General features: G+C 48.8%; 2 protein-coding genes. Both read left to right on the top strand.

Annotated elements, in window-relative coordinates; all coding sequences use genetic code 11:
- Nucleotides 1-2,488, top strand: a 2,488-nt coding sequence (locus JIN82_RS06390) for an Ig-like domain-containing protein (protein WP_234041818.1), incomplete at its 5' end; no start/stop codon positions are given.
- A 386-nt stretch (nucleotides 2,489-2,874) separates the two neighbouring features.
- A complete protein-coding gene (locus tag JIN82_RS06385; protein WP_200310805.1) occupies nucleotides 2,875-7,371 on the top strand; it encodes an Ig-like domain-containing protein in 4,497 nt (1,498 codons plus the stop codon).
- The last annotated feature ends 49 nt before the right edge of the window (nucleotides 7,372-7,420 follow it).

Below are 7,420 nucleotides of genomic sequence, written 5' to 3'. Positions count from 1 at the left end.
AGATGCTGCTGTAGCCTATCAGGGCGAGAACTGCGTGAAACTTAGTAATAGTGGCAGCAGCTCTCAGCTGACTCTATCAAGCCCGCTAGATGTTTCTGAGCGTGAGTCAGTCAAGCTGGCCTTTTGGTATCTAGCTGAGTCCTATGTTGATGGAGAATCATTTTCGCTTTCCTTCTTCGATGGCGCTGAGTGGGTGAGTGTGGCTAGCTTTGAACCGAATGTTGATTTCATTAATCATCAGTTTCATTACGGTGATGTGGTTGTGCCAGCGCATCGATTCTCACCAGCTGGATTGCCAGCCAATGCGCAATTCCGTTTTGAAAACCACGGTTCAGCTAGCTCTATGGTTTATCTCGATGAGTTAGTTGTCTCGATTCCAAACAAGGCGCCACTGGCTCATGATGACAGCTATAAAACGCCAGCTAATGGCTCACTGCTCAGTGTGGCAGCGCCAGGTGTTCTGGCTAATGATAGCGACGCTGAAGGGGATGCTTTGAGTGTGGTTCTTGTGGCTGATGTTAGCGTGGGTGATCTGCAGTTGAATGCTGATGGATCCTTTAGCTACAGCGCTCCTGAAGGTTTTAGCGGTTTGCTTAGTTTTGCCTATCAAGCCGTTGATAGCCTCGGGGCGAGTACTCCAGCAGTGGTGACCATTGAGGTTTTCACTGAGGCGACTATCGAGCTGATGGTGGACCCAGAGATCACGAGTTTTGACTATCGGTCTAACACAGGCGACGCGCCAGATTGGCGAAGCCAAAAAGCAGATCGCATCACCTATGACATCAACGACAAAGCAGGGGCTGTTGGAGACTTACAAGATTTCAACTTGCAGGCGAAATCCACCGCTGAAATCGCGAGCGAGCTCGCTATTGAGCAAAATCAGGCGGTGATCACTGGCATTGAACTCAAGCCACTTAGCTGGACATTTGGTTTTGTTGGCTGGACTGATGGATCTAGCAAGTTTGGCGACTCTGACGGAGAAATCGAAATCAGCTATGGCATCGACATCACCACGAGCAGGGGCGTTTATCGTAAAGTTGTGGTGAGTTCGCTACTGCCAACGACGGAGAGCGCGTCATTCCCGCTAGAGTTAGCTGCATCTGAAACTTGGGTCACAGGTGAGGGATTCCTCGGTGATATCACACAGGCCAATGTATTGCTGAACTCCGTGCAGGACATTGCTTTTGTGGGCATTTCTGAAATCATAAAAACGCCAACAAACTCGGCAACTTCCTATCACACTCTGATTGGTCAAAGCATCGACCTATCTGTGATGTTAGTAGAGATGACCGTGGAAGATGACGCCTACAAGATGTTTAGCAACCAGCAGATGGCTGTATCTGCGCCAGGGGTGATGGAAAATGATCTGGATGTTTCCTATGTTGAGTTAGTCTCAGATGTTAGCAACGGCCAGCTAGTTTTCAATGCCGATGGTTCGTTTAGCTACCAGCCAGCGGGTGGTTTTGTTGGGCAGGATAGCTTTGTCTATCGTGGCTACGATGCAGACGGACAAGCAATGGAGGCAAGCGTCATTATTACCGTGCTTGCTGAAACTCAGCTGGAGCTGATTGTTGATCCTAACATCGCTGATGGCAATTATGTACAAAATGCTACTGAAGCCCCTGACTGGCGTAAAGATATCAATGATGCTAGACAGCAAGTTGCCTTCAATATCGTCGCGGGAACTGGCGAGGATGGAGATGAGTTTGATTTCCAGCTGATGACCAAAACTGGCAGCCAGCTGGCAGTTGAGTTAGGCATGCCAGCTGAGGAAATCGCCATTGCCAACGTGAATCTTGACGTCAACCAATGGGATCTCAATTTGAACAACTGGACAGCGGATGGAAAATTTGGCGACGGCGCAAATACCGGATCCTATCAGGTGACCTATAGCCTGAGCATCGCTACGATTAATGGCAGCTACCGTTATGAATGCACCGACACCTTGCTGCCAGAGTCCAACCTAGCTGGACATTTACAGAATCTAACTGTGAGTGGTAACTGGCTCGAAGGCGCGGGCTATCTGGGTGACATTGCGGACGCTCACGTAGCGCTTAGCGACGTGGAATCCATCGTATTCAATGGCCACATGCTGATCAATGAGGTGGGCAGTAATGATTCACGTTCCTTCTATCTAGTTCGTTACCTTAGCATTCCAGTTTCATTAGAAGCGCTGGATCTATCAGCGATTGATTCTGACGGTGATGGCGTTTCTGATGAAGACGAAATCATCGCAGGCACTGACCCACATGACCCTAACTCAGTGTTCAAGCTGAGCTTCAGCTCAGTGGTCAATAGCGATTCGCTCAGCCTCAGCTGGCCAAGTGCTGAGGGCCGTACCTATCAGCTGATGAAATCTAATGATTTGATCCATTGGGAGCCTACGGGCGAAGTCATTTCAGCGACGCCACCTAGCAATGAAATCCAGCTAGATGAACTAGCCGGCGAGGAAAAACTCTTCCTGCGCATCGAGGTGACAAAACACTAAGCGGCACATTTTAGCCAAAAAAAATGCGCGGGGGCACCCACCCCCGCGCGAAACAAATACATATATGAAACTAAAGCTAGTAACATTAACTATACAGGCCGGTTCAGCTCTTGGTTTGGACATATATATTTGTGTTTTTTGTGAAATTATCAGTACGAATAGTTACCCACAAAGATGGCGGGCGGCCTAATTCTTTTGTTTCTAAGAAGATGAAAGGTTTCGCACACAGCTTTGTTTCAACTGCCCGTTTGGTTTTTTATCTCGGGTGATAGTTTTGATTCCTACCACTTTTTACAGGGGGGCCTGCGCTGAGAAGCAAAGTCTCCTTTCCATTTTTCTAATGCTGTTAGCTAAGCATTAATAAACAGACACAACACATAATGAGAATGAAAAGGAACTTATTCTTGCTGTCATGCCTTTGTGGGCTGACTGCGGGGCAATCTGCAGAAGTGCATGTTTCTCCTATAGGTAAGGACACTAACGATGGGTCCGAGGCGAGTCCCTATCAAACATTAAGTAAAGCTCAGACGGCTGCGCGTGAGCTCATCAGCGCTGGGCTGCAAGAGGATCTGCAAGTCGTGCTCCATGGCGGACGTTACCAACTGAGTTCGGAACTACAGTTTACCGCGGACGATACTGATAGCTCTCACCGTGTGACCTGGATGGCTCGTGATGGAGCGAATGCGGTGATCAGTGGGGGCAAGGCAATCACTGGCTGGCAATTGCAGCCAGATGGAATTTGGACGGTGCAAATCCCAGAAGTACAGAGTGGTGATTGGTATTTTCGCCAACTTTTTGTTGATGGCAAGCGTGCCATCCGCGCTCGCTACCCAAATGAAGATGGGACTAACAATTGGGCGCTGCAGTGCGAATCGACTTATAGTGGTGGCTCTAGTTCAAAGTCGATTACTAGCTATGGAGCAAAGGTGCTAGATGATGACGCAATGGTAGATGCGGCGGCGACTTGGCAAGGTTTTGAAGACATCGAAATGGTCGTGCTGCGTGTTTGGAGTGCTAGCCGAAAATTTCTAACTGACTTTGATGCTGACACTAGATCTTTTGAATTTGAAGGTCCTCACTCACAGGTGGTACACTACCAGCTCACTAAAAACCCGAAGTATTGTTATTTCGAGAACTCAAAGAGCTTTTTAGATAGTCCTGGTGAGTTCTATTTAGAGCGCTCTAGCGGCATCTGTTATTACATCCCGAGACCGGGTGAAAATCTAAGCCAGCTAGAAGTCATCGCGCCTGTAGTTAGTGTGGGCATGGATTCGCCTGCGCGCTTAGTGCGAGTTAGCGGGCCGCTGGAAAACCTGCATTTTTATAACCTAACATTCGCGCATTGTGATTTTGATATTCCTCGAATCACTAATGACCCCAAAGGTTTCTCTGGTTGGTCAGAAGGTCAGGGCTGTTATGATATGGGCGGAGCTGGACCTAACTATGTGCGCCCGCTACCGGGAGCGATTCATTTGGATAGTGTGAAAAATTCCAGCTTTGTGAAATGCCGAGTGCTGCACATGGAACCTTCCGGCATCATGTTGGATAATTCCGGCGGCAACTCGAGTACTGGTTCTACGGGAAATTTGTTCAAAGCATGTGAAATCGCCGATATTGGCGGTAATGGTATCAGCGTAGACCACTGGGATAGTACAAGTACTAACAACATCATCGACAATTGCTCGATTCACCACATTGCGGGGAGATTCCACAGTGGCCATCCGGTAGTATCATCGAAGTCAGGGTCGCAGACTATCTCGCAAAATGAGATCTATCACTTGGCTTACGGTGGTCCTAGTATCGGCTGGTGGGGCGGTGGCAATAGCTACACGATCAGCTACAACCACATCCATGACTATAACAACATGGTGCATGATACAGGCGCTATCTATACGCTAGGAAATTTGAGCGGAACATTGATAGAGCACAACCATCTGCACGATGGAAATAGGTCGGTAAATCAAAGTGGTGCGAGAATTATCTTTTTTGATGAACTCAGTGAGAATGCTCATATAGATGGTAACATTGGTTATGATTCTAACAATGAATTTGCATTCAACAACCATAAGAATACGGAGACCGTAGATGGGGTGACGTATAAAGATGGTTGGACGAGAATGACCTGGGAAGGAGGCGTTAGAACGTCCACTGATTGGCCATGCGATCCAGACTACGGCAATAACCTCACGGTTAAAGGGCTGGAGTCTGAGCCGACAGCTGAGATGCTAGAAACGCCAGCGTACCGGCTGGCTGGACTGCAGCCGCAGTGGCGATACCTGCTAGAAACCGAAATCGAAGCAACTGAGCTGATTAACTGGCAGCCGCTAACAAGTGATGGGTTTGAAAATGGTCTGGGTAGCTGGCAGTCTGCTGGAGCCGATGCCGTTCTGCATATAGATGCTGCTGTAGCCTATCAGGGCGAGAACTGCGTGAAACTTAGTAATAGTGGCAGCAGCTCTCAGCTGACTCTATCAAGCCCGCTAGATGTTTCTGAGCGTGAGTCAGTCAAGCTGGCCTTTTGGTATCTAGCTGAGTCCTATGTTGATGGAGAATCATTTTCGCTTTCCTTCTTCGATGGCGCTGAGTGGGTGAGTGTGGCTAGCTTTGAACCGAATGTTGATTTCATTAATCATCAGTTTCATTACGGTGATGTGGTTGTGCCAGCGCATCGATTCTCACCAGCTGGATTGCCAGCCAATGCGCAATTCCGTTTTGAAAACCACGGTTCAGCTAGCTCTATGGTTTATCTCGATGAGTTAGTTGTCTCGATTCCAAACAAGGCGCCACTGGCTCATGATGACAGCTATAAAACGCCAGCTAATGGCTCACTGCTCAGTGTGGCAGCGCCAGGTGTTCTGGCTAATGATAGCGACGCTGAAGGGGATGCTTTGAGTGTGGTTCTTGTGGCTGATGTTAGCGTGGGTGATCTGCAGTTGAATGCTGATGGATCCTTTAGCTACAGCGCTCCTGAAGGTTTTAGCGGTTTGCTTAGTTTTGCCTATCAAGCCGTTGATAGCCTCGGGGCGAGTACTCCAGCAGTGGTGACCATTGAGGTTTTCACTGAGGCGACTATCGAGCTGATGGTGGACCCAGAGATCACGAGTTTTGACTATCGGTCTAACACAGGCGACGCGCCAGATTGGCGAAGCCAAAAAGCAGATCGCATCACCTATGACATCAACGACAAAGCAGGGGCTGTTGGAGACTTACAAGATTTCAACTTGCAGGCGAAATCCACCGCTGAAATCGCGAGCGAGCTCGCTATTGAGCAAAATCAGGCGGTGATCACTGGCATTGAACTCAAGCCACTTAGCTGGACATTTGGTTTTGTTGGCTGGACTGATGGATCTAGCAAGTTTGGCGACTCTGACGGAGAAATCGAAATCAGCTATGGCATCGACATCACCACGAGCAGGGGCGTTTATCGTAAAGTTGTGGTGAGTTCGCTACTGCCAACGACGGAGAGCGCGTCATTCCCGCTAGAGTTAGCTGCATCTGAAACTTGGGTCACAGGTGAGGGATTCCTCGGTGATATCACACAGGCCAATGTATTGCTGAACTCCGTGCAGGACATTGCTTTTGTGGGCATTTCTGAAATCATAAAAACGCCAACAAACTCGGCAACTTCCTATCACACTCTGATTGGTCAAAGCATCGACCTATCTGTGATGTTAGTAGAGATGACCGTGGAAGATGACGCCTACAAGATGTTTAGCAACCAGCAGATGGCTGTATCTGCGCCAGGGGTGATGGAAAATGATCTGGATGTTTCCTATGTTGAGTTAGTCTCAGATGTTAGCAACGGCCAGCTAGTTTTCAATGCCGATGGTTCGTTTAGCTACCAGCCAGCGGGTGGTTTTGTTGGGCAGGATAGCTTTGTCTATCGTGGCTACGATGCAGACGGACAAGCAATGGAGGCAAGCGTCATTATTACCGTGCTTGCTGAAACTCAGCTGGAGCTGATTGTTGATCCTAACATCGCTGATGGCAATTATGTACAAAATGCTACTGAAGCCCCTGACTGGCGTAAAGATATCAATGATGCTAGACAGCAAGTTGCCTTCAATATCGTCGCGGGAACTGGCGAGGATGGAGATGAGTTTGATTTCCAGCTGATGACCAAAACTGGCAGCCAGCTGGCAGTTGAGTTAGGCATGCCAGCTGAGGAAATCGCCATTGCCAACGTGAATCTTGACGTCAACCAATGGGATCTCAATTTGAACAACTGGACAGCGGATGGAAAATTTGGCGACGGCGCAAATACCGGATCCTATCAGGTGACCTATAGCCTGAGCATCGCTACGATTAATGGCAGCTACCGTTATGAATGCACCGACACCTTGCTGCCAGAGTCCAACCTAGCTGGACATTTACAGAATCTAACTGTGAGTGGTAACTGGCTCGAAGGCGCGGGCTATCTGGGTGACATTGCGGACGCTCACGTAGCGCTTAGCGACGTGGAATCCATCGTATTCAATGGCCACATGCTGATCAATGAGGTGGGCAGTAATGATTCACGTTCCTTCTATCTAGTTCGTTACCTTAGCATTCCAGTTTCATTAGAAGCGCTGGATCTATCAGCGATTGATTCTGACGGTGATGGCGTTTCTGATGAAGACGAAATCATCGCAGGCACTGACCCACATGACCCTAACTCAGTGTTCAAGCTGAGCTTCAGCTCAGTGGTCAATAGCGATTCGCTCAGCCTCAGCTGGCCAAGTGCTGAGGGCCGTACCTATCAGCTGATGAAATCTAATGATTTGATCCATTGGGAGCCTACGGGCGAAGTCATTTCAGCGACGCCACCTAGCAATGAAATCCAGCTAGATGAACTAGCCGGCGAGGAAAAACTCTTCCTGCGCATCGAGGTGACAAAACACTAAGCGGCACATTTTAGCCAAAAAAAATGCGCGGGGGCACCCACCCCCGCGC

The sequence above is a fragment of the Persicirhabdus sediminis genome (genome assembly GCF_016595495.1).
In the GTDB taxonomy this organism is placed as follows: Bacteria; Verrucomicrobiota; Verrucomicrobiia; order Verrucomicrobiales; family Akkermansiaceae; genus Persicirhabdus; species Persicirhabdus sediminis.
Note: the sequence above shows the minus strand (reverse complement) of the source record. Positions and strands in the feature narration are given on the sequence as shown.